The following is a 20,996-nucleotide window of genomic DNA, read 5'->3' as shown; positions in this document are numbered from 1 at the left end:
CGCGTTTTATAAGCCGTAGGCACGTTTATAAGCCGTAGGCACGGGCCAAAACTTGCACGGGGTGGCGCAGCGCTTTGCCTGCACCTTCCACTGATTTGTCTTTGCGTTCAAGCCCTTGCACGATTTGATCGCGCGCCAAGGGGCATTCGCTAACCACATATGCGCTGTCATGCTTTGCCGCATCACGGAACACCGCCGCGCCAACTTTCATGCCGACTTCGAAGTATTTGTTCGTAATGCCCCAGGTCCCACCGTGGCCCGAGCACCGCTCGATCACTTGGGTGGGGGTGTCCGGGATCAGTTTTAGCATCTCTTGAGCTTTGCGGCCCATATTCTGTGCCCTTGCATGGCAAGCTATGTGTGCCGTAACACCGCCCCCTAGCGCCGAAATCCCGTCGGCCAAACCTTCGCCATTGGCGATATCCACCACGTATTCTGTGATGTCGTAGGTCGCTTGGGACAGGCTCGTCACGTCGGCGTTGTCCGGGTCGATCAAAGGCCATTCAAATTTCAACATCAAAGCACAGCTGGCCACCGGAACGACGATGTCATAGCCATCGTCCACGTAAGGCTTCAGGCTCGCCGCGATGTTGGCGGCTTTGCCCGCGACGCGTTCAATGTCGCCTTGTTCCAGTTGCGGCATGCCACAGCATTCGGGGTAGACAATGGTCGCTTCGATGCCGTTTTTGGCCAGCACGGCACGGGCATCCAAAACGATGTCCGGGTCGTTGTATTCGCCAAAGCAGCTGGCGTAGATAACCGCCTTACGCTTGCCGTGTGCCGGAGCGGTCGTGTTGATCTCAACCGGTTCGTCTTTGGCGCGCTCTTGGCACGTTTTGGCGGAAAAAGTCGGCAATTGGGCGTCTTTGTGCACATCCATGGCCGTGGACATGATGGACCGGGTGAAGCCGTTGGAGCGTTTCGACGCCCAGTTCGCCAAGCCCGACAGCTTCACACCCATTTGCCCGTTTTTGTCGGTTTCGGTGAGCTTGTCTTGTTTGGGATTGGTGTTGCCTTGTTTAAATTGCAAAGCGCGCGCACGCAGCATCAGGTGCGGGAAGTCCAAATCCCATTCATGCGGCGGCACATAGGGGCATTTGGTCATAAAACACAAATCGCACAGGGTACATGCGTCAATCACTTGCCAATAATCGGCTTTGGCGACGCCGTCCACCTCACCCGTGTCCGATTCGTCAACCAAATCGAACAGGCGCGGGAAGCTGTCGCACAAATTAAAGCACCGCCGACAGCCGTGACACAGATCAAAAACCCGCTCCAGCTCGGCAAAAATTTTGTCTTCGTTTAAAAAATCCGCATCTCGCCAATTCAACGGATGGCGTTTCGGGGCGTCCAAGCTGCCTTCACGCATAGCTTCAGTCCTCTGAACGATGTCTTCTCAAAAATGTATTTTCGGGCAACAAAAACGCGGGGGACTTTGATGTCAAAGCCCCCCGCGCGTCATGTGTCTTCGTCAACCGAAGGACTGTAATTTAGTCCAGGTTTTCCAAAGCTTTTTGGAAACGGCCGGCGTGGGATTTTTCCGCTTTCGCCAGAGTTTCGAACCAATCGGCGATTTCGTCAAAGCCTTCGTCGCGTGCGGTTTTGGCCATACCCGGATACATGTCGGTGTATTCGTGGGTTTCGCCTTCGATCGCGGCTTTCAGGTTTTCGGACGTGCCACCGATGGGCAGACCCGTTGCGGGATCGCCGGTTTCTTCCAAGAATTCCAGATGACCATGGGCGTGGCCGGTTTCACCTTCGGCGGTGGAACGGAACACGGTGGCAACATCGTTATAACCTTCGATGTCAGCCTTTTGTGCGAAGTACAAATAGCGGCGGTTGGCTTGGGATTCGCCAGCGAATGCGGCTTTGAGATTATCTTCGGTTTTGCTGTCTTTCAAACCCATGAGGGGTGCCTCCTGTGAAACGTACGGATGTATACAAAAACGGTATTAGAGCGTAGCCAATATTGTGCTGCGGGCCATAACTATACGCTTTTGATAAAGAGGGTCAACAAAAAGATGGAGGCTTTCTAAAAAGCACTCCATCTAATTGATTATGTTGCATTTAAGATGCGCTTAAACGCACGACAACGTCGATGCCGGTGATCTTGGATCCTTCCGGCGCGTTGGGCAATTGCGCAAGGTGCAACTGACCACCGGGAATGTCTTCGAGCATGCCGGTGTCTTCGTGGAAGAAGTGACCGTGCTCAGACGTGGTGGTGTCAAAGTAAGACCGGGTCGGATCAACCACGATTTCGCGCAGCAATCCTGCCTCGGTGAATTGATGAAGCGTGTTGTAAACGGTGGCCAAGGACACGCGAATGGATGCTGCTTGTGCTTCGGCGTGAAGCATTTCGGCGGTCACGTGGCGCGGCCCATTTTCAAACAGCAGCTTAGCCAATGCCAAACGCTGACGCGTCGGACGCAGGCCTGCCCCGCGAAGCTGTTCGAGAACTTGTGCGTAAGGTCTCATGATATCTCCCTTGTTGAACTGGCAAAGCACCTTGCTACGTTGACCCCCCAGCCACGTAAGGATACCAAGACGCCTTTAGCCCCAATCCGTTAACGAGCAAATTTAGTTTATACTCATTGTAGACTAGTACACCACAAGATTATTCCTCAGACGAAACTGAAAAACAACACTCGCTTTAGGGTTTTTGACGGTTTTTGCGACTTTTTTACTGATTCCAGGGTGATTACACCCTTAATCACCCGTTTTAATGCGGTCCACCAGCTCTTTGACCGTCGGAATAAAGCCGTCTTTGTAGAACGGATCTTTTCCAAACATGTAAGCATTGTGGCCGGCAAACATCAAACTTTGGTCCAAATCGCCACCGTGCGCGGCACTTTGCAGCGCCTTTTGAATGCAAAACGATCGCGGATCGGCGCGTTTGCCGTTGGTGCCTTCTTCGTTGTCGGCCCAGTTGGAAAAGCGGCATTGGCTCAAGCAGCACATACATTCGGCCTGGCTTTTGAGAACCTTTTGCGATTTTTCCGGGGTGACAAACACCATGGTGTCGTCCGGCGTCTTCATGCCTTCGGATTGACCGGCAGCGATCCATTCCTGGGCGCGCGGCAGGTCGTCGGGTTTGACGTAGTGGATCCGTTGGCGCGGACCCAGCGGCAGTTCGGCGGTGAAGCCTTCGTGGCCGGGCTTGGCGCGGTATTCGATTTGACGCTGAGAACGTTCGAACAGGTCTTGCAAGAACGGGTTGCGCACGGCGGAAGAATAAAAACCCGTCGGGCTGAATTGGTTTAGATAGATGTCACCCTCTTCCAAATTCAGCAAGCGGTCTTTCCATTCTTGCATGATCGGGCTTTCTTGGGTCAGCAGCGGACGTGTGCCGAACTGGAACGCCACCGGGCCCAGTTCGGGATTGTCCATCCAATCTTCCCAGTCGCGCAGGAACCAAACGCCGCCCGCCATGACGATGGGCACGTTGTCCAAGCCGTATTTGTTCATGACTTTGCGCAGCTCGACACAGCGCTCATACGGGGCTTGGGGCTCCGTCGGGCTTTCGGCGTTGGACAAGCCGTTGTGACCGCCTGCCAGCCACGGGTCTTCGTAAACCACGCCGCCTAAAAACTCTGCGTAGTTTTTGTAAGACCGGCGCCACAGGGCGTTGAACGCGCGGCCCGAAGAGACGATCGGATAGTAGTTAATGCCGTATCCAGCCGCGATTTCAGCGACTTTGTAAGGCATGCCCGCACCACACGTGATGCCGTTGACCAGTTCGGCCACTTCATCCAAAACGCCGTGCAAGATCGGAATGGTGCCGCCCGCTTCCCACAACACGTTCATGTGGATGCGGCCTTCACCACCGGACACATCGCGCGCGATCTTCGCTTGTTCAATGCCGCCTTTGATGGCGTAATCTTTCAGCTCTTCAAAGCGTTCGCGGCGCGTTTTGCCGTGATAAATTTGCGGAATGTAGGTGCCGTCTTCGGCGTAGCTGTCGGGGTTCACGCACGAAAATGTGCCGATACCGCCGGCTTTCGCCCAGGCCCCCGCTGTGGTTCCGTTGGAGACAGCAACACCTTTGCCGCCTTCAACTAAAGGCAGGACGTCCTTGCCGGACATAGTGAATGAATTGAGCGTTTTCACGGGACCTCCGAGACACCGGACCCCTTCTTTTATGACTGGGGGGTCCTGACCAGCATAACCCAGTCGTGGGCGTTGTGCTGTTCAAATATGGTTATTTTACGGTCTCAAGTCATCCGGGGCGGCTCACCCGCCGCCCCGGAAACCTGAAGATGACCGATTAGTCTTTCTTTTCCGGCGTAATTTCTTCACCGGTGTCTTGATCGACAACTTTCATGGACAATTTGACTTTGCCACGATCGTCGATGCCGATCAGCTTGACCTTCACGTCCTGACCTTCTTTGAGAATGTCGGTAACTTTATCGACACGGTAGTTGGCCAGTTCGGAGATGTGCACCAAGCCGTCGCGCGGACCCATGAAGTTCACGAATGCGCCGAAGTCCATGATTTTCACGACTTTACCCGTGTAGATCACACCGACTTCCGGTTCGGCCACAATGCCTTTGATCCAGTTGATGGCTTTTTCCATCGCATCGCCGTCAACGGCCGCGACTTTAACCGTACCGTCGTCATCCAAATCGACTTTGGCGCCGGTCGTTTCGCAGATTTCGCGAATGACTTTGCCGCCCGCGCCGATAACGTCGCGGATTTTGTCTTTCTTGATTTGGAAGGTTTCGATTTGCGGTGCATTCGACGACACGGTTTCACGTGCGCCACCGATGGCTTTGGCCATTTCATCGAGGATGTGCAGACGACCGTCTTTGGCTTGGTCCAGTGCGGTTTCCATGATGTCTTTGGTGATGGACGTGATTTTGATGTCCATTTGCAAAGAGGTGATGCCTTCGGACGTACCTGCAACTTTAAAGTCCATGTCGCCCAAGTGATCTTCGTCGCCCAAGATGTCGGACAGAACCGCCACGCCTTGGTCTTCTTTGATCAAGCCCATGGCGATACCGGCCACCGGACGTTTGAGCGGAACACCTGCGTCCATCAAAGCCAATGCGCAAGAGCACACCGACGCCATGGAGCTAGAACCGTTGGATTCGGTGATTTCCGAAACCGCGCGGATGGTGTAGGGGAAGTCTTCTTTGGTCGGCATGACCGGGTGAATTGCCCGCCAAGCCAGTTTACCGTGGCCGACTTCGCGACGACCCGTGGCACCCATGCGCCCAGCTTCACCGACGGAGTACGGCGGGAAGTTATAGTGCAGCATGAAGTGATTGCGGTAAGACCCTTCCAACGCGTCGATGATTTGCTCATCAGACCCGGTGCCCAGGGTGGCAACGCCGATGGATTGGGTTTCACCACGGGTGAACAAGGCCGAACCGTGTGCACGGGGCAAGATGCCAACTTCGGAAACAATCGGACGAACCGTTTTGGTGTCGCGACCGTCGATGCGCACGCCGGTGTCCAGGATGGACAAACGCACGATCTTTTTCTCAACGGCTTTGAACGCATCGCCCAAAGTCGCAGCCAACAGCTCAGCGTCGAACTCACCGCTTTCGGTGATGGCGGTTTTTGCAGCGTCCTTAGCGACAGCCACGGCAGCTTGGCGGTCCAGCTTGTCGGAAATCTTGTAAGCGTCGCGCAGGCCGGCTTCCGCCAATTCTGCAACTTTCGCTTTGATTTCGTCGGTGCCTTCAGGGGCACAAGCCAATTCCATGGGTTCTTTGGCGCAGTGTTCGGCCAATTCGATGATGGCGTCGATGACGGGTTGGAAGCCTTCGTGACCGAAGTCGACCGCGCCCAACATGATCTCTTCCGACAGCTCAGACGCTTCGGATTCGACCATCAGAACGCCTTCTTTGGTGCCGGCAACAACCAGATCCAAAACCGAGTTTTCCATTTCGTCCATGGGCGGGTTCATGACGTATTCGCCGTCGATGTAACCCACACGTGCGCCACCGATGGGGCCCATGAACGGAGCACCCGAGATGCACAGAGCCGCCGAAGAACCGATCATCGCGACCATGTCCGGGGCGTTTTCCATGTCGTGTTGAACGACGGTACAGATCACTTGAACTTCGTTTTTGAAGCCTTTGGCGAACAACGGGCGGATCGGACGATCGATCAGACGCGACGTCAGGGTTTCGTGTTCGCTGGGACGCGCTTCACGTTTGAAGAAACCACCGGGGATACGGCCCGCGGAATAGGTTTTTTCTTGGTAGTGAACGGACAGCGGGAAAAAGTCGATACCCGGGCGCTCGGAATCCATGGCCACAACGGTGCACAACACTTTGGTTTCACCATAGCTCACCATGACGGCGCCGGAGGCTTGACGTGCAATCTTACCGGTTTCGAAAACCAGAGGACGTCCGCCCCATTCGATCTCTTTTCGGAATTCTTTGAACATACTTATGTTTCCTTACAAATCATCTGGCAGCCCATATTCAAACTGACTTCACATAGCCCAGGGGCCTGCCGTTCGGAGCATGCCTTTCGCTCCTTACCCCAAGCGGCCATCCGCCAGGAGCTTCATCCTTTTATCCGTCAAAGTGTTAAGATTTATCCCCCCAACAAACGGACAAAAAGTTCAACGGCCAGCCCGACTTTCGGGCTGGCCGTAAACGCTTTAGCGACGCAGGCCCAAGCGTTTGATCAGGTCTTCGTAACGCGCCTGGTTCTTCTTCTTGGTGTAGTCCAGAAGACGGCGGCGCTGACCAACCATGATCAACAGACCACGACGCGAGTGGTGATCTTTTTTATGCGTTTTGAGGTGATCGGTCAGGTTGTTGATGCGCTCGGTGAGGACAGCAACTTGAACCTCGGGGGAGCCGGTGTCGCCCGGCTTGGTCGCAAATTCAGTGATAAGCTCTTGCTTACGCTCTGCAGTAATCGACATCGTGTACTCCTGTTTTTATAAATTGAGAACACGGACCGGGCGGATATAACCGTTTTCGATCCGGGCCAAAGCGAGCGGCACATCTGCGTCCATCAACACAACCGTGTCACCTTCTTGCACGTCTCGATCCGTGCTGGACAGTGTCGGTTGGGCTTCGATGGCGTTGCCATGTCGCACCTTTTTGGCCAAATCTTCCGTGACGGCCAGCGCCGGGATGTCGTCCAGCGCGGTCACCAACGGAAGCACAGCTTCTTCGAGGCGCGCACTATGCCCTAAGCCTTCCAAGGAATCCAGTGAAATTGCGAGGTTTTCTGCGAATTTTCCCACCCTTGTGCGGCGCAAATCGGCGACATAGCCCACGGTCCCCAATTTGAGGGCAATGTCGCGTGCTAAGCTTCTGATATACGTGCCTTTTTGGCAATCCACATCGATGATTGCGAGGTCCGGTTCAGGCATTTCGACCAAGCGGATGGCATCGATGGTGACGCGGCGCGGTTTCATCTCCACCTCTTGGTCGGCGCGGGCCAGTTTATAGGCGCGCTGGCCGTCCACTTTAATGGCGGAATAGATCGGCGGGATTTGTTCGATTTCGCCTTCGAACTCCGGCAACACCGCCTGAATCTCTTCTGCCGTGGGGCGAACGTCGGAAGTTTCGACGATTTCGCCTTCCGCATCGTCCGTGGTGCGGGATTCTCCGAACTTGATCCAGCAGCAGTACGTTTTCGCACTGTCCACAACATAGGGCATGGCTTTGGTGGCTTCGCCTAAGGCGATGGGCAAAATTCCGGTGGCAAGCGGGTCCAAAGTGCCGCCGTGCCCAGCCTTTTGCGCGTTCAACAACCAACGCACCTTGCCCACCGCTTGCGATGAGCTCATGGCGTAGGGTTTGTCGAACACCACCCAGCCGTGAACCGGATTGCCTTTGCGTTTGCGGGGCATGGTTTAGCTATCACCCAATCCGTCGCTCCTGCGAAGGCAGGAGCCTATGGGCGCCAGTGGCCGGTTCAATAGGCCCATGGACCCCTGCCTTCGCAGGGGTGACGGACGAACGTTTGTGTTGTGCGAACTCTGCATCAACCGCTCAGTCCTCCTCATCATCATCGTGATGAAGATCTCTGGCCACATCGGGGCGGTGGAGAAGTTCGTCGATGTGGCCGGCCGTGTCGAAGGAGGTGTCGTGTTCAAAATGCAGCTGCGGTGCGTATTTCAAATTCACTTTGCGCACCACTTCATGACGCAGGAATTTACGCGCGCGCGACAAGGCACCGACCACTTCGGCCACCGCGTCCGGTTCGCCGCCGCCCAAGGGCGTGACAAAACACGTGGCGTTTTTCAAATCTGGACTGACGCGGACCTCGGTCACCGTCACCGGCGTGTTGGCAATGGCCGGGTCACGCAGCTCGCCGCGTTCCAAGATCCACGCAATGGCATGGCGCAGCTCTTCGCCCACGCGCAATTGGCGCTGGCTGGGGCCTTTGGCTGGATTGTGATGGCCGTGGCGGGACATGACAGTCGTCCTTATGAAAGAAGGTGATGGCGCGTTACTCTTCGAGTTGGCGCGCCACCTCGATCACATCGAAGCATTCGATGATATCACCTTCTTTGATGTCATCGTAGTTCGCAAAGGACATACCGCATTCCATGCCTTCTTTGACTTCCTTGGCATCGTCCTTGAAGCGCTTCAACTGGCTCAGCTCGCCTTCGTGGACAACCACGTCGTCACGCAGCAAACGAACCTTGGAGCCGCGTTTGACCATGCCCGACGTCACCATACAACCCGCAACTTTGCCGACTTTGGTGATGGAGAACACTTCGCGCACCTGAGCGTAGCCCAAGAACTCTTCTTTCAAGGTCGGGGCCAACATGCCCGACAGCGCGTTGCGCATATCGTCGGTGACATCGTAAATGATGGAATAATAACGAATGTCCACGCCGTCGCGTTTCGCCAAGTCGCGGGCTTGGGCGTTGGCACGCACGTTGAAGCCGATGATGAAACCGCCCGAAGCACGGGCCAAGATCACGTCGGATTCGTTGATGCCGCCGACCGCGCCGTGCAGCACTTGGGCTTTGACTTCGTCGGTACCCATTTTGTCCAAGGCCGCCGTGATGGCTTCCAAAGACCCGTGCACGTCGGCTTTGACCACGACGGGCAGCGTTGCGGCTTCGCCTTCTTTGATCTTTTCGAACATTTGTTCCAAAGACCCGCGGGCGGCCGCAGCGGCCTGAGCTTCGCGTTTTTTGCGTTGACGGTATTCGGTGACTTCGCGGGCACGGCCGTCATCTTCGACCACGACGACCATGTCGCCTGCGTCAGGCGTGCCGTTGAGACCCAGAATTTCCACCGGCATACCGGGAATAGCTTCTTCGATTTGTTGACCGTGGTCATCAACCAGTGCACGCACACGGCCCCATTCGGAACCGGCAACAAAGATGTCGCCTTTGCGCAGCGTACCGCGTTGGATCAAAGCCGTTGCGACCGAGCCGCGACCTTGTTCCATTTTGGCTTCGACAATGACGCCTTCAGCCGGACGGGTGGGGTTGGCTTTGAGATCCAAAATTTCGGACTGCAGCAAGATCGCTTCTTCCAGTTTTTCCAAACCGGTGCGCGCTTTTGCCGACACGTCCACAGCCAATACGTCGCCGCCCATTTCTTCGACCACGATGTCGTGTTGCAGCAGTTCGGTGCGCACTTTCATCGGATCGGCGTCAGGCTTGTCGCATTTGTTCACGGCCACAATGATCGGAACTTCGGCAGCCTTGGCGTGGTGAATGGCTTCAATGGTTTGCGGCATGACGCTGTCGTCTGCCGCCACCACCAAGATAACGATGTCGGTGACTTTGGCACCGCGGGCACGCATGTCGGTAAAGGCCGCGTGACCCGGCGTATCGACAAACGAGATTTTGTCGCCGCCCGCCAACGTCACCTGATAGGCGCCGATGTGCTGGGTAATACCGCCGGCTTCGCCGCCTGCCACGTCGGTGGTGCGCAAACTGTCCAACAAAGACGTTTTACCGTGATCAACGTGGCCCATCACGGTCACGACCGGAGGACGTTTGACCAAATCGGCGTCGCTATCGTCATCGCCGCTCAAGCCCGTTTCAACGTCGGATTCGGACACGCGTTTCAATTTGTGGCCAAATTCTTCAACCACCAGTTCCGCCGTATCGGCGTCGATGATTTGGTTGATGGTCGCCATCACGCCCATTTTCATGAGCTCGCGAATCACATCTACGCCGCGCTCGGCCATACGGTTGGCCAGCTCTTGGACCGAAATGGTTTCCGGCACAACAACCTCGCGCACGATCTTTTTGCCTTCGGCGCGGGCCTGTTGTTGTTGTTGTTTTTCTTTTTCGCGCTTGCGTTTGACTGACGCTAGCGAACGTTGACGCTCGCCGTCGTCTCCGGACAAGGCGCTGGAAATGGTGAGCTTGCCCGAACGACGGCGTTGATCGCCACGTCCACGGGTGGGCTGGTGTTTGGTGTCGGCACCCCCACCTTTTTTCTTGTCTTTTTTCTTGCCCTTTTTGGTGTCTTCTTTGATCGGAGGTTCAGCCGGACCTTTGGCTTTGGGCTGCGGTTTGGGCTTGGCCGGGGGCTTCGGCTCGGATTTGCCCTGGGGCTTGGGTTCCGGCTTCGCTCCCGCCTTGGGGGCTTCGGTCTCTTGCTTGGCCGTTTGCGCCGCGTCTTCGGCTTCGCGTTTGGCGGCCTCGGCAGCTTCCGCTTCTAGGCGCTTGGCTTCTTCGGCAGCGCGTTTTTCTTCTTCGACCTTGCGTTTCTTTTCTTCGACTTCGCGAACTTTGGCGTCTTCCAAAGCCTTCACGCGTTTTTGGTGTTCGCCGTCGGTGAGTTTGTCTTCAACCGGGCTAGAGGACGGAGCCGCAGGAGCGGGAGCCGCAGGCTTGGGCGCGACGTCTATAGGCGCAGCCGCCGGGGCTGCTGCCTTGGCGCCGCTGTCGCGTGCCATCTTGCCCGTGGCGTCTTGCGAGAACGTACGCTTCTTCTTGCGCTCCACCTGGACCATTTTGGAACGGCCATGCGAAAAGCTCTGTTTCACCGTGCCGGCTTCAACAGTCTTGTTCAGCTCCAACTTACCCGGTTTTTTCAGGGTCAGGGGCTTTTTACCGGTGTCGTTCGTATCGCTCATATCACTCCGTTTTCGGGCCTTGCCCGAATTGGCTTATTCGTCAACGCCGTCGTTTGGCTTCACGCCATCCAACGGCTCATCCAAGACTCCGGCCAGACGCCGGGTGTCTTGTAAAAAAATGCTCGCCATCTTGCCCTGTGCCATCAAGGCGTGAACCGCATTGTCGCGGCCCATGGCGCGGCCGAGTTCCTCGGCCGTAAACAGCGCAACCACCGGAACACCGGGGGCCAAGCGCGTAACCTTTTCGCGTCCGTCATCGCCGCCGTCTCGGGCTTCGATGAGCACGCCCGGCGCGCTTTGTTTCAAGCTGGCGCGGACTTTATCAAAGCCTTGCACCAAATCGCCTGAACGGCGCGCCAGTCCCACCCTGTCCAAACAGCGGTTTTTTAAAATCCGCTGTATGTCTTCGACCAAGGTTTCGGGAACCTTGGCTTGGGCTTTGGCCGCGCGAGCGAATAGCCCTTTGTTCGCGGCCGTTTTTACCATATCCAGCCGGGCGGACAACCATAAACCCCGACCCGGCAATTTACCGGCTGCATCAAAGACCACCTCTTGGTCCGGACCGATGACAAACCGCAGCAATTCAGATTGCGGTTTTGTCTCGCCCGACGCGATGCAGCATCGTTCTTTCGAAGCGCTCATGACAAGCCCTCCGACCGTCGTTACGCCTCTTCGCTCGCTTCAGCTTCAGCTTCGCCTTCTTCGTCGGCGAACCAGTGCGCGCGGGCTTCCATGATCAGCTCGTTGGCTTGATCTTCACCCATTTTCAACAGCGGCGGCAGCATTTCGACCAGCTCGTCACCGGCCAAGTCAGCCAGATCGTCGCGGTCTTTAACACCTTGTTCTGCAAGGGCGACAGCCATTTCGACCGACACGCCGGCAAGACCCAAAAGGTCTTCGGCAACGCCCAATTCGCGGCATTTTCCTGCCAGCTCTTCGTCGCGGCGTTCCAAATAGGTGCGGGCACGGGCGCGCAGCTCTTCGGCCACGTCGTCGTCGAAACCTTCGATGGTGGTCAGTTCTTCCATGGGAACGAACGCCACTTCTTCGATGCTGGTGAAGCCTTCGGTCACCAACAGGTGCGCGATCACATCGTCCACGTCCAACGCATCAATGATGAGCTGGGTGCGAGCTTGGAATTCGGCTTGGCGACGGTCAGATTCTTCCGCCTCGGTCAGAATGTCGATGTTCCAACCGGACAATTGTGAAGCCAAACGCACGTTTTGACCGCGGCGCCCAATGGCGAGAGACAATTGATCGTCCGGAACCACCACTTCGATGGTGTTCTTTTCTTCGTCCAACACCACTTTGACCACTTCGGCCGGGGCCAAGGCGTTCACAATAAAGGTCGCCGGATCTTCGGAGTGTTGAATGATATCGATTTTTTCGCCTTGCAGCTCACCCACAACGGCTTGAACGCGCGAACCGCGCATACCGATACACGGACCCACCGGATCGATGGAGCTGTCATTGGAGTGCACAGCGATTTTCGCACGGGACCCCGGATCGCGGGCAGCAGCCATGATCTGGATGACCCCGTCGTAGATTTCCGGAACTTCTTGGGCGAACAGTTTGACCATGAAGTCGGGGTGCGTGCGCGACAGGAAGATTTGCGGGCCGCGTTGTTCTTCACGCACGTCGGCGATGAAGGCGCGGACACGGTCGCCATTGTTGAAGTGTTCGCGCGGAATGGTTTCGTCGCGGCGCAACAGCGCTTCGCCACGGCCCATGTCGACGATGACGTTGCCAAACTCGATGCGCTTGACCACGCCGTTGACGATTTCGCCAATGCGGTCTTTGTATTCGTTGAACTGACGTTTGCGTTCAGCTTCGCGAACCTTTTGCACGATCACTTGTTTGGCGGTTTGTGCGGCGATGCGGCCAAAATCGATCGGTGGCAGCGGATCGACGATGAACTCACCCAGCTCAGCGTCTTCTTTTTTGCGCTTGGCCCGCGTGATCTGCAACTGCATGTTTTCGTTTTCGATCTCGGCGTCGTCGGCCACCACTTCGATGTAGCGCGCCAGGGTGATTTCACCCGTGGTGCGGTCGATGTGGGCGCGGATGTCGTGCTCGTGGCCGTATTTAGACCGCCCGGCGCGTTGGATGGCTTGTTCCATCGCTTCCAAGACTTCGTTGCGATCGATGCCCTTGTCGCGGGCGACCGTATCGGCAACGGTCAGAAGTTCTGGGCGCACATGCACGCCGGTGGTCTGCGGTGTCGTGTTCATTTTGTCTGCTCCGAAGTGACTGCTGCCATCAATTCGTCGGTCAGCAACAGTTTGGCTCGTTGAACGTCATCGAAGGGCAGAACGTAATTTTCACCTTCTGCGTCTTCCATCAAAATATTGTCCGTGTCATCCACGCCCAACAAACGCCCGCTAAAGCGTTTGCGGCCATCGATCCCCACCGACAGTTCGACCTTGGCGTCAAAACCGGCCCAGGTCTCAAAATCCTTAACACGTGTCAAAGGACGATCGATGCCGGGAGAACTGACTTCCAGGGCATATTCGCTGGCAATCGGGTCTTCCACATCCAAAATCGCGGAAATGGAGCGCGAAATTTTCGCACAGTCTTCCACATCAATTCCGGACCCATCGACGCGTTCAGCCATCACTTGCAGACGTGGGTGTTTAGAGCCCGTGAGCTGCACACGCACGATTTCAAAGCCCAAATCCTCAATGGTCGGGGCAATCAAGTCTTCGATGCGTTTGGCCAAATCCATCTGTTCGTATCGTCCTAATCGCGCGCCCCGCCGCCAAAATTCAGGAACTAAAAAAGGCGGGCCGCCGCTTGGCGCCCACCTCAATGTCTATCCTGTAGACAACGAGACTGTTAACTGAGCTGGTTTTTACACCCCTCGCCCCCAAAACGCAAGGGTTCTCATGCGTCTTATTTAAACGGCTTGAATTTCGGCAGATCTTTTTTGCGGCCCGCTTTGATGCCGCCCTTTTTGGGTTTGATCAAATATATTTTACCTTTACGCGCCAACACCGGGATCGCTTGCTTGCGCCGGGAAAAAACGCGGCGCTGCGTGGCGGAATAATCGACAAACACGTCGTATTCTTCCGGGTCCTTCTTGAACAAGATTTCATAGGCCTCGATGAACTGATCGATAAAGTCCTGTTCCACCAAATGCTGATTGGAGACCACCCAACACGTGTCTTCGAAGTGCCAATAATAGCTCAGCCCCAAAATCTCGCCGTCTTTGCCGATATACGGAAAAAACGGAAAGGCGCGGCACGACAGCGAGCGGTTGTCGCGTTCGCAATGCATCGCCCCTTTGCATTCCACCGCTTTGCATTGGTCGGACAGTTCATCGACGATGCCTTGGGTGTGCTCGTCATAGGGTTTGAACGCTTTCCACAAATCAGAGCGCGATTTCAACAACTTCCATTCCGCCACCTGCATGATGGGGATGGCATTGTCCACGTCGCAACACACCGGTGAGCCTTCGTTTAAGTGGGCACATTTTTCGCCGCAATTGACCTTCATCACGGGTGCGTCGAACAGATCGAAGATTTTAGAGAACGTTTTTTGGCTGGGCTGGGGCACGTTTTTTTTCGATTTTGTCATGCAGGGTTCATGATCGGCTCAAGCACGGTTTCGAGCCGTTCACTTAGCGATTTTGCGGAAAACGGTTTCACGATGAACCCATCCACCCCGAGGCGCAAGGCTTCGTCGACGACCTCTTGCTTGGCGATGGCGGTACACGCCAAAACGGGGATGGTGTTGATGTCAGGGTCGGACAACTTGCGCAGTTCGGCAATAAATTCAAATCCGTTCATCACCGGCATCTGCATATCCAAAATGATGATGTTGGGAGTTTGCACTTTCTTATGTAGCCGCTCTAGGGCGTCTTGACCATTGTCGGACGTGGCCAAAAAACGCACGCCCAGTTGGCGCAACACAATCTCGATCAGTTGGGCAATGGCCGGGTCGTCATCGACAACCAGAACTTTGGTGCGTCCCCAATCGAATTTATCCATCTTCAATCTCTGTATCGGTGGTCTTATCACGCCCTGTCGCCATGGTACCCACCCAAAGGGAGAAGGCAACCCGTTTCTCTCACATGGCCCGGATATCTCTAGTAAACGGGCTCGTCTTGGCCGATGCGCATGGTGTCCAACACCGTGCCCACACGTTCTTCGATCACTTGCAGAGAAAACGGCTTCACGATGAAACCGTTGACGCCGAGGCGCAAGGCTTCCTTCACCACGCCTTGTTTGGAGACCGTGGTGCACGCAATAATGGGGATGTCGTTGAGATCCACGTCGTCCAGGCCCCGCAATGCGGCGATAAATTCCAGCCCGTTCATTTGCGGCATTTGCATATCGCACAAAATCACATGGGGAATTTTCTGCTTTTTCTTGAGGTGGGTCATAGCCTCCACCCCGTTTAAGGCCTTGGCAATGTTGACCACGCCAAGCTGGCGCAAAACCTGTTCGATGAGCTTTTGAATCATCGGCTCGTCATCAATGATGAGCACGCCTGTGCGTTCCCATTCGAATCTATCCATCTCTCGTCTCTTGATTTTGTATGTTTTATTAACTGAGAGCAGTTAACCCGCAAAACCGTTTCAAATCAATGAACGCGGTTTACGGCGAAAGCGCAGATAAACCATGACGTCGCCTGCCAATGCTTTTTGCTCATAGCGGGTTTTGATCCAATTATCAGGGGGTGTGCGCCAATCGGCGGGTCCTTCACAGACCCACTCAAAATCGCGGTGCTTCAAGACCATGGCCAATGTCCAGCGCACATAGCCCATGTGGTCAGAAGCAAACAGCAATTCGCCATCGTCGTCCAGCAGTCGCGCCAAGTCGTCCAGCAAACGCGACTGGATCAAACGCCGTTTGTGGTGTTTGATTTTGGGCCAGGGGTCTGGAAACAAAATAAAAATCCGGCCCAAGCCGCCATCTTCGATATCGGGGAAAATGTCGCGGGCATCGTCGGGGTGGATGCGAATGTTTTGAATGTCGGCGTCATCAATTTTGCTGAGCAGCTTTGCCACGCCGTTGACAAAGGGCTCGCACCCGATCAGGCCGACGTCAGGATGCGCTTGGGCTTGCATGGCCAGGTGTTCGCCCGCACCGAAGCCGATTTCCATCCACATGGACTGGACGCCGGAGGCGAATTGAGCGGCGATGGGCTGGCCCGGCACAATTTTGATTTTGGGCAGAAGCTCCGCCATCAAACGCTCACGGCCGGGGCGGAGCTTTTTGCCCTGCCGCCGGCCGTAGGAACGCAGATATTCGGGTTCGCTTTTTTCGCTATCCGAAGTCATAAAAGTCGGGTCGCTTAGAGCGCCGCTTTAATTTTTTCAGCGATGTCGGTTTTCTCCCAAGAGAACCCGCCGTCGCCGTCCGGTTGACGACCGAAGTGGCCGTAAGCTGCGGTGCGCGCATAGATCGGGCGGTTGAGGCCCAAATGCGTACGGATGCCCTTCGGCGTGAGATCGACCAGATCTTGCAACACTTTGGCCAACTTGTCTTCGTCCGCTTGGCCGGTGCCGTGGGTGTCCACGTAAACCGACAACGGCTTGGAAATGCCGATGGCATAAGCCAACTGGATGGTGCATTTGTCCGCAACACCAGAAGCCACAACGTTTTTCGCCAAGTAGCGCGACACGTAAGCCGCCGAGCGGTCAACCTTGGTCGGATCTTTACCGGAGAACGCGCCGCCGCCGTGCGGAGCCGCGCCGCCGTAGGTGTCGACGATGATTTTGCGGCCCGTCAGACCACAGTCACCATCGGGACCACCGATGACAAATTTACCCGTCGGGTTGATGTACAGCTCGTCATCGGACGGCATCCAACCTTCAGGCAAAACGTGTTCGATGTGCGGTTTCACCAAAGCCGCCACGTCTTCGCGCGACAGGTTTTCAGCGTGTTGGGTGGAAACCACAACGGACGTACAGGTCACGGGCTTGCCGTTTTCGTATTTCAGTGTCACTTGGCTTTTGCTGTCGGGCAGGATGCCAACGTCCGCACCGGAGTGGCGTGCATCTGCCATGGAACGCAGAATTTCGTGCGACATAAAGATCGGAGCTGGCATCAAAACTTCGGTTTCGTTGCAAGCATAACCGAACATGATGCCTTGGTCGCCAGCACCTTCTTCGGTGTCGACACCGGTGCCCGCGTCCACACCTTGGGCGATGTCGACGGATTGGGCATGCAGGTGAACGGCCACGTCTGCGGTGTCCCAATGGAAACCGTCTTGTTCGTAGCCAATTTCTTTCACCGCGTCGCGCGCGATCTGTTCCATACGCTCTTTATCGACGTTGCCGTCTGCGTCCACCAAAGGTGCTGGGCCGCGCACTTCGCCGGCCAAAACAATGCGGTTGGTGGTGGTCAGCGTTTCGCACGCCACACGCGCTTCGGGGTCGGCAGCCAAAAAGGCATCGACGACACCGTCGGAAATGCGGTCACAGACTTTGTCCGGGTGACCTTCGGAAACGGATTCAGATGTAAAAAGGAAGTTTTCTTTTGCCACGGTTAATTATCCCCGTTCTAGCGTTGATCCTATGGATCCGGGGCGACTTGGCATTTGATTGGATTAGCCGGGTTCACCCACTTAGCCTTTTTTTACGTGGTGGCAAGCGATCCAAATCCATCCACGGCCCTTAGGTTGGAACCCAAGGCTTTGTTCATAAAAACAGGCGCCGAGAAATCTCAGCGCCCGCCCTTGTTACAGAGTTTTTACGCCAAACGCAATCAGTCTTCGTCACCGGCCGCCTGAGCGATGGATTTGGTGAGCTCAAAGACGCGTTTGCGCACTTTGGGGTCTTCGATTTTGTAGTAAGCCCGAACCAATTCCAACGTTTCACGGCGCGCCATCGGATCGTTGGTTTGCGCCGTTTCGATATCGTCTGCCTGGGACAAGCCCGCATAATCGCCACGGGTCTTTTGCACTTCGCCCGGCATTTCGTCGAAGAAGTAACTGACCGAAACGTCCAACACGTTAGACAGCTGGTACAGACGCGATGCGCCAATACGGTTGGCGCCGCGTTCGTACTTTTGGATCTGTTGAAACGTCAGACCGACAGCTTCGCCCAGTTTTTCCTGGCTAAGCCCTAAGAGCGTGCGGCGCTGGCGAAGACGTGCACCGACGTGAACGTCAACCGGACGCGGTGTGCCGAGAGGTGGGCGATCGGCTGAATTTGGGGCTGCGCGATTTGCTGCCATCTTTAGAGAATCCTTCTCATTCAAGTGGTCGTCATGTCTGTCGGACGAATGCAAATTATTATCACTTACATTGCCTGGCGCCGACAACTTTCTCTTACCCCCAGAGCGTGTGGCGGTCAAGGGGAAGAGCCGACATTTCGCACATTATATGGTATGTAAACCATAACAATTCAAGGCCACAGCTTTTGCTACGCATAGATGCTAAGAAGTCTGGGCTTTTCGACCTACCACGAGCCCCAGACCGAAGCACAAGAGGGACACAACAACCGCAACGGCATTGCCAAATCGCGTGTACAACCCCCGGCCCTCAACGGCAAGTGGCAAATTTCCGTCAACAAACCCTTTCTCGCCTAATGCGTGCATCTCCTGAACCCGTCCATACCCATCAACGATCCCCGAGATTCCGGTGAACGCGACCCGCACCGTCGGCAGGCCTTCTTCCACCGCGCGTAGGCGCGCACTGACAAAATGTTGATGCGGGCCCGCCGTCATGCCGTACCAAGCATCATTGGTCAGATTCAGCAGCCAGCTTGGGCGATCTGCATAATCAGCGACGGCGTGGGGAAAGATGATTTCATAACAAATCAAGGGACTGACGGGCGGCAGGCCAGGCAGCCGTAAACTGACCGGGCCCGTGCCCGGCGTAAAGGCCCCGACGCCTTGGGTGATTTTTTCCAACGGCAGCCAACTGGGCAAGGGCACGTATTCACCAAATGGCACCAAATGAAATTTATCATATGTTGCGTGCACTTGGCCTTCGCCGTTGATGGCCAGTAAGCTGTTGGTGACTTTGAACACCCCATTTGGCTGACCGTCTGGCAAAACACGCGGCGCGCCCAAAATTGTCAGGCCCTCAGGCGGGGTCGCGGCACCCACGACCTTGAGCCAATCGGGTGAGTTTTCAATGAAAAACGGTGCCGCCGTTTCCGCCCAGATGATGTGGGTTGGATGGGGCTGACCCGCCAACGGCTCGGCGAGGGCTAAGTCCAACTGTGCGCGCATATTGCGGGTTCTCAGTTCCGCTCGCCATTTTTCCGCTTGGGGAATATTGGGTTGAACCAAACGCAATCGCACCCCTTCGACAGACGCATCCGGCGCCCCGCTTAAACGGACCGCTCCCCCAATCCAAACGACCATCAGCAAGCCGCCTGCCAACAGCACCAACGGCTTTGACAATCGGTTGGGCTGTTCCTCTGCCAATGTCCCGACGGAGACCGCGGCCAAGGCCGTTATGAGGCTAAGACCATAAACGCCAACCACCCACGTGGCTTGTAAAGGCGCGTCATGAAATGCCCAAACGCTGCCCAACGGGTTCCACGGCAGCCCCGTCAAGATCCAGCCGCGCAGCCATTCCAACAGGGTCCAGCCGGACGCCATCACCAAGGCTTTCGCCGTTAAATCACCAGGGAGCCGGCGCACCAACACACTGCCAAGCGCGACAAACAGGCCCAAGCCAAACGCAAATCCCAAAATCGCAATGGGCATGAGCCAGGCAAACTTTTGGGCGTCAACCAACAGGGCAAACGACACCCAATAGAGCCCCGCCCCAAAATAGCCCGCGCCAAACCACCAGCCGATGGCAAAGGCCCGCCACGGGCTGGGCGCGTCTGCGGACAGCCACAGCAAGCCCACAAAAGCAGGCACCAAGACATAAATTTGATAGACCGGGGGCATAGCAAATACGGCGCCAAAGCCCAACACCAGGGCGATGAAACGCTGCGGCCAAATGCCCAAGGTTTGAAGCCGGACCCGCCACGCATATAATTTTTGAGACACGCCCCCCAACAAAGCTTAAGCCTCTTTCGCCGGAGGTGGGGTGGGGGCTTCTATGATGTCAGTGCCTTCAGCCGCATCCGCGCTGAGCCCGTCACCCAACAGATCTTTGGGGACACGTAAACGCAAGCGTTTGATGCGGCGCGGATCCACATCCAAGATTTCAAACTCCAGCCCGGTGTCGTGCTTCAACAATTCACCGCGCGACGGCACCCGGCCCGCGATGGAAAACACCAACCCGCCCAAAGTGTCGATTTCGTCATGTTCTTCTTCGTTAAACAGTTCAACGCTCAACGCGGCTTCGAAGTCTTCCAACAAGGTGCGCGCGCTGGCGTCCCAACTGCCGTCAAAGCGTTTTTCCAAAAACGGTTTTTCGTCTTGGTCAAATTCGTCTTCGATTTCGCCGACGATTTCTTCGACCAAGTCTTCGATGGTGAGCAAGCCGTCAATGCCGCCGAACTCATCAACCACCAACGCCATGTGCACGCGCTTGGCCCGCATTTCCAACAACAGCTCCAACACCTGCATGCTCGGGGCGACAAACAGCACCGGACGCACGATGGAGGACACGGAAAATTCCGTGTCGCGGCCTTTCCACGCCAAAACGTCTTTGACGTGCACGATGCCAAACGCGTCATCCAACGTTTCGCGGTAGAGCGGCATGCGCGAGTGGGCTTCTTCGGAGATGATTTCGATCAACGTTTCTAAGGTGGAATCGACTTTGATGGCGATGATGTCGGCACGCGGTACCATCACATCGGCGACGGTTTGGTCGCGCAGCTCCAAGATGTTGAGCAACAGTTGACGTTCGTCCGTATTCAGGGACGTTTCGCCGTCTTCCGTTTCTTCGATCAATTCTTCCAATTGGTCGCGCGCGGTTTCGCCGTTGCGCCCGCGCAACCAATCAAACAGGGAACCCAGGGTGAATTTGTCTCGCCGGACCTCCGTGGTCGCTTCGGAAGGATCCGGCTTGGTAGATGATGCTTCGTCGTTCATCGGCTTTCTTCG

Annotated in this window: 20 protein-coding genes; all 20 read right to left on the bottom strand. The window is 55.9% G+C overall.

Going from position 1 to position 20,996, the window contains the following annotated elements; all coding sequences use genetic code 11:
* Positions 1 to 25: 25 nt before the first annotated feature.
* The 20 genes from V5T82_RS01265 to V5T82_RS01170 all read right to left on the bottom strand — a co-directional run bounded on the left by V5T82_RS01265 (position 26) and on the right by V5T82_RS01170 (position 20,984).
* The gene (locus tag V5T82_RS01265) at positions 26 to 1,369 is read right to left on the bottom strand and encodes a (Fe-S)-binding protein (protein WP_332893759.1); all 1,344 of its coding nucleotides are present in this window, start codon (positions 1,367 to 1,369) and stop codon (positions 26 to 28) included.
* Between the two features lie 121 nt (positions 1,370 to 1,490).
* Positions 1,491 to 1,907 carry a rubrerythrin family protein gene (locus tag V5T82_RS01260; protein WP_332893758.1) on the bottom strand — a complete coding sequence of 139 codons (417 nt, stop codon included), beginning with the start codon at positions 1,905 to 1,907 and terminating at the stop codon, positions 1,491 to 1,493.
* Positions 1,908 to 2,067: 160 nt separating this feature from the next.
* The gene (gene irrA / locus V5T82_RS01255; protein WP_332893757.1) at positions 2,068 to 2,475 is read right to left on the bottom strand and encodes an iron response transcriptional regulator IrrA; all 408 of its coding nucleotides are present in this window, start codon (positions 2,473 to 2,475) and stop codon (positions 2,068 to 2,070) included.
* 231 nt (positions 2,476 to 2,706) lie between these two features.
* Positions 2,707 to 4,107: an NAD(P)H-dependent flavin oxidoreductase gene (locus tag V5T82_RS01250; RefSeq protein WP_442917060.1), complete on the bottom strand. Its 1,401-nt coding sequence runs from the start codon at positions 4,105 to 4,107 to the stop codon at positions 2,707 to 2,709.
* 157 nt (positions 4,108 to 4,264) lie between these two features.
* Positions 4,265 to 6,403: a polyribonucleotide nucleotidyltransferase gene (pnp, locus tag V5T82_RS01245; protein WP_332893983.1), complete on the bottom strand. Its 2,139-nt coding sequence runs from the start codon at positions 6,401 to 6,403 to the stop codon at positions 4,265 to 4,267.
* A gap of 213 nt (positions 6,404 to 6,616) precedes the next feature.
* Entirely contained in the window at positions 6,617 to 6,886 is a 270-nt protein-coding gene (rpsO, locus tag V5T82_RS01240; protein WP_332893756.1) for a 30S ribosomal protein S15, read from the bottom strand.
* Positions 6,887 to 6,901: 15 nt separating this feature from the next.
* Entirely contained in the window at positions 6,902 to 7,825 is a 924-nt protein-coding gene (gene truB, locus V5T82_RS01235) for a tRNA pseudouridine(55) synthase TruB (RefSeq protein ID WP_332893755.1), read from the bottom strand.
* 142 nt (positions 7,826 to 7,967) lie between these two features.
* Entirely contained in the window at positions 7,968 to 8,393 is a 426-nt protein-coding gene (gene rbfA, locus V5T82_RS01230; protein ID WP_332893754.1) for a 30S ribosome-binding factor RbfA, read from the bottom strand.
* Positions 8,394 to 8,427: 34 nt separating this feature from the next.
* A complete protein-coding gene (gene infB / locus V5T82_RS01225) occupies positions 8,428 to 11,031 on the bottom strand; it encodes a translation initiation factor IF-2 (RefSeq protein WP_332893753.1) in 2,604 nt (867 codons plus the stop codon).
* A gap of 33 nt (positions 11,032 to 11,064) precedes the next feature.
* Complete coding sequence (locus tag V5T82_RS01220) at positions 11,065 to 11,673, bottom strand: RNA-binding protein (RefSeq protein WP_332893752.1); 609 nt, start codon at positions 11,671 to 11,673, stop codon at positions 11,065 to 11,067.
* 20 nt (positions 11,674 to 11,693) lie between these two features.
* Positions 11,694 to 13,262 carry a transcription termination factor NusA gene (gene nusA / locus V5T82_RS01215; RefSeq protein ID WP_332893751.1) on the bottom strand — a complete coding sequence of 523 codons (1,569 nt, stop codon included), beginning with the start codon at positions 13,260 to 13,262 and terminating at the stop codon, positions 11,694 to 11,696.
* Positions 13,259 to 13,756, bottom strand: coding sequence for a ribosome maturation factor RimP (gene rimP, locus V5T82_RS01210; RefSeq protein WP_332893750.1), 498 nt, complete (start codon positions 13,754 to 13,756; stop codon positions 13,259 to 13,261). Before rimP ends, nusA begins: the two co-directional genes overlap by 4 nt.
* Positions 13,757 to 13,923: 167 nt before the next feature.
* Positions 13,924 to 14,607 (bottom strand): hypothetical protein, encoded by a 684-nt coding sequence (locus tag V5T82_RS01205; RefSeq protein WP_332893749.1) that lies wholly within the window; start codon positions 14,605 to 14,607, stop codon positions 13,924 to 13,926.
* A complete protein-coding gene (locus V5T82_RS01200; RefSeq protein WP_332893748.1) occupies positions 14,604 to 15,020 on the bottom strand; it encodes a response regulator in 417 nt (138 codons plus the stop codon). Before V5T82_RS01200 ends, V5T82_RS01205 begins: the two co-directional genes overlap by 4 nt.
* A gap of 98 nt (positions 15,021 to 15,118) precedes the next feature.
* Complete coding sequence (locus V5T82_RS01195) at positions 15,119 to 15,550, bottom strand: response regulator (protein WP_332893747.1); 432 nt, start codon at positions 15,548 to 15,550, stop codon at positions 15,119 to 15,121.
* A gap of 60 nt (positions 15,551 to 15,610) precedes the next feature.
* A complete protein-coding gene (gene trmB, locus V5T82_RS01190) occupies positions 15,611 to 16,315 on the bottom strand; it encodes a tRNA (guanosine(46)-N7)-methyltransferase TrmB (protein WP_332893746.1) in 705 nt (234 codons plus the stop codon).
* A gap of 14 nt (positions 16,316 to 16,329) precedes the next feature.
* The gene (gene metK, locus V5T82_RS01185; RefSeq protein ID WP_332893745.1) at positions 16,330 to 17,523 is read right to left on the bottom strand and encodes a methionine adenosyltransferase; all 1,194 of its coding nucleotides are present in this window, start codon (positions 17,521 to 17,523) and stop codon (positions 16,330 to 16,332) included.
* 221 nt (positions 17,524 to 17,744) lie between these two features.
* A complete protein-coding gene (locus tag V5T82_RS01180; RefSeq protein ID WP_332893744.1) occupies positions 17,745 to 18,215 on the bottom strand; it encodes a helix-turn-helix domain-containing protein in 471 nt (156 codons plus the stop codon).
* A 201-nt stretch (positions 18,216 to 18,416) separates the two neighbouring features.
* The gene (gene lnt, locus V5T82_RS01175; protein ID WP_332893743.1) at positions 18,417 to 19,991 is read right to left on the bottom strand and encodes an apolipoprotein N-acyltransferase; all 1,575 of its coding nucleotides are present in this window, start codon (positions 19,989 to 19,991) and stop codon (positions 18,417 to 18,419) included.
* A 15-nt stretch (positions 19,992 to 20,006) separates the two neighbouring features.
* On the bottom strand, positions 20,007 to 20,984 hold the full coding sequence (locus tag V5T82_RS01170) for a hemolysin family protein (protein ID WP_332893742.1): 978 nt from the start codon (positions 20,982 to 20,984) through the stop codon (positions 20,007 to 20,009).
* Positions 20,985 to 20,996 lie beyond the last annotated feature (12 nt).

Origin of the sequence: Magnetovibrio sp. PR-2 (assembly GCF_036689815.1) — a bacterium.
Taxonomy (GTDB): Bacteria; Pseudomonadota; Alphaproteobacteria; order Rhodospirillales; family Magnetovibrionaceae; genus Magnetovibrio.
Note: the sequence above shows the minus strand (reverse complement) of the source record. Positions and strands in the feature narration are given on the sequence as shown.

What these genes read in the sequence shown, in the direction of transcription:
- irrA (WP_332893757.1), bottom strand. Translation starts at nt 2,475, where the DNA reads ATGAGACCTTACGCACAAGTTCTCGAACAGCTTCGCGGGGCAGGCCTG.
- truB (WP_332893755.1), bottom strand. Translation starts at nt 7,825, where the DNA reads ATGCCCCGCAAACGCAAAGGCAATCCGGTTCACGGCTGGGTGGTGTTC.
- trmB (WP_332893746.1), bottom strand. Translation starts at nt 16,315, where the DNA reads ATGACTTCGGATAGCGAAAAAAGCGAACCCGAATATCTGCGTTCCTAC.
- V5T82_RS01265 (WP_332893759.1), bottom strand. Translation starts at nt 1,369, where the DNA reads ATGCGTGAAGGCAGCTTGGACGCCCCGAAACGCCATCCGTTGAATTGG.
- V5T82_RS01170 (WP_332893742.1), bottom strand. Translation starts at nt 20,984, where the DNA reads ATGAACGACGAAGCATCATCTACCAAGCCGGATCCTTCCGAAGCGACC.
- nusA (WP_332893751.1), bottom strand. Translation starts at nt 13,262, where the DNA reads ATGAACACGACACCGCAGACCACCGGCGTGCATGTGCGCCCAGAACTT.
- rimP (WP_332893750.1), bottom strand. Translation starts at nt 13,756, where the DNA reads ATGGATTTGGCCAAACGCATCGAAGACTTGATTGCCCCGACCATTGAG.
- V5T82_RS01200 (WP_332893748.1), bottom strand. Translation starts at nt 15,020, where the DNA reads ATGGATAAATTCGATTGGGGACGCACCAAAGTTCTGGTTGTCGATGAC.
- V5T82_RS01260 (WP_332893758.1), bottom strand. Translation starts at nt 1,907, where the DNA reads ATGGGTTTGAAAGACAGCAAAACCGAAGATAATCTCAAAGCCGCATTC.
- rpsO (WP_332893756.1), bottom strand. Translation starts at nt 6,886, where the DNA reads ATGTCGATTACTGCAGAGCGTAAGCAAGAGCTTATCACTGAATTTGCG.
- V5T82_RS01220 (WP_332893752.1), bottom strand. Translation starts at nt 11,673, where the DNA reads ATGAGCGCTTCGAAAGAACGATGCTGCATCGCGTCGGGCGAGACAAAA.
- V5T82_RS01180 (WP_332893744.1), bottom strand. Translation starts at nt 18,215, where the DNA reads ATGGCAGCAAATCGCGCAGCCCCAAATTCAGCCGATCGCCCACCTCTC.
- V5T82_RS01195 (WP_332893747.1), bottom strand. Translation starts at nt 15,550, where the DNA reads ATGGATAGATTCGAATGGGAACGCACAGGCGTGCTCATCATTGATGAC.
- rbfA (WP_332893754.1), bottom strand. Translation starts at nt 8,393, where the DNA reads ATGTCCCGCCACGGCCATCACAATCCAGCCAAAGGCCCCAGCCAGCGC.
- infB (WP_332893753.1), bottom strand. Translation starts at nt 11,031, where the DNA reads ATGAGCGATACGAACGACACCGGTAAAAAGCCCCTGACCCTGAAAAAA.
- V5T82_RS01205 (WP_332893749.1), bottom strand. Translation starts at nt 14,607, where the DNA reads ATGACAAAATCGAAAAAAAACGTGCCCCAGCCCAGCCAAAAAACGTTC.